We start from the raw sequence: 1475 nt of genomic DNA, 5'->3' as shown, positions 1-1475 counted from the left end.
GGGTCTGTAAATAATTTTGTGTATCAACCTAAATCCTGACATTAGGGTAAGGGTTGATACATTTTTTATGTATCAATGTTTGTCCATTCCTATAGGAATGGAGCTTTTCTTAATTTTACACAACTTTAATAAACTGTCAAATTTTCATGAAAATTTACAGCTGATTTCATACTAAATTTTTAGCTAATTTAAAACCTCCCTTCAAAAAATATTGATAATTGGGATAATATTTGATCCCAGCCACGTATTCTACTTGTCCATTTGCTTGAAGCATCTACCATTGCTAGATACAAGCTTTTTTGGAGTGCGTAGTCATTTGGAAATATGGTTTTGTTTTTAGTGACTTTTCTTAGTTGCCTATTGAAGTTTTCCATGGCATTTGTTGTATATATTAATTTTCTTATTCCTTCTGGATATTTAAAATATGTGGATAGTTCTGTCCAGTTGTTTTTCCAAGAGTTTACACACATTGGGTATTTTTTCCCCCATTTTTCTTCAAAGATTCCTAGATTCGTTAAGGCTAAGTCTTCTGTTGGTGCTTTGTATACTGCTTTTAGGTCTTTCATTAGTTCTTTGATGTCTCTATATGATACATATTTTGTTGAATTTCTTATTTGGTGAATTATACATTTTTGAATTTCTGCTTTTGGATATACTGCTTCTATTGCTTGGCTAAATCCAGGTAGGTTGTCTGTTGAGAATATTAGTACATCTTCTAGCCCTCTTTCTTTTAGCTGATTTAATACTAAGAGCCAGTATTTGCTTGATTCATTTTCTCCTACCCACATGCCTAGTATTTCTTTAAAGCCTTCTAGATTGTAGCCTAGGGCAATGTATACCGCTTTTTTGACTACTATGTTGTTTTCTCTTACGTGATAGTGTATGGCGTCTAAAAAGACCATAGGATAGATTTTTTCTAGGGGTCTATTTTGCCACTCTTCTATGGTTGGTAGTATTTTGTTGGTTATTTTACTTACCATTGTTTCTGATATGCCAAAACCATAGATATCTTTTATATGACTTGATATGTCTCTTGTTGTCATTCCTTTTCCATACATTGATATTATCTGATTTTCTATGTTTGATATGTCTTTTTCGTATTTTCTTAATGCTTGTGGCTCAAAGGTTCCTTCTCTATCTCTTGGAATGTTTAAATCTATATTGCCATATGATGATCTAACTGTTTTCTTGCTCGTGCCATTTCTAGTGTTTAATGATAAAGGTTTTTCACCATATTCATAATCTAAATGCTCATCTAATTCTGCTTTTAAAAGTTCTTCCATTGTATCGCCTAGAAGGTCTTTTAGTACTTCTTGAATATCTTGTGCACTTTGAGGCTGATATTCTTCAATTAACATTTTTGCTATTTTGCTTCTTTTTGTTTCTGTTCTTTTTCTTGGCATTAAAAATCCTCCTGATTAGTTTTTTCTTACCCTAATCAGGAGGTCTCTATACACAAAATTTTACACAGTCTC

Annotated in this window: 1 protein-coding gene; it reads right to left on the bottom strand. The window is 32.1% G+C overall.

The annotated features are described in order from the left end of the window. Positions 1-188: 188 nt before the first annotated feature. On the bottom strand, positions 189-1358 hold the full coding sequence (locus ACCQ42_RS10180; protein ID WP_415926408.1) for an IS256 family transposase: 1170 nt from the start codon (positions 1356-1358) through the stop codon (positions 189-191). Between the last annotated feature and the right edge of the window lie 117 nt (positions 1359-1475).

The organism is Anaerococcus kampingae (assembly GCF_046365475.1).
GTDB classification, from domain to species: domain Bacteria; phylum Bacillota; class Clostridia; order Tissierellales; family Peptoniphilaceae; genus Anaerococcus; species Anaerococcus kampingae.
This window is presented reverse-complemented; position numbering and strand designations above follow the sequence as displayed.

Excerpts from the sequence above, each read along its gene's own strand:
- ACCQ42_RS10180 (WP_415926408.1), bottom strand. The coding sequence starts at position 1,358 with ATGTTAATTGAAGAATATCAGCCTCAAAGTGCACAAGATATTCAAGAA.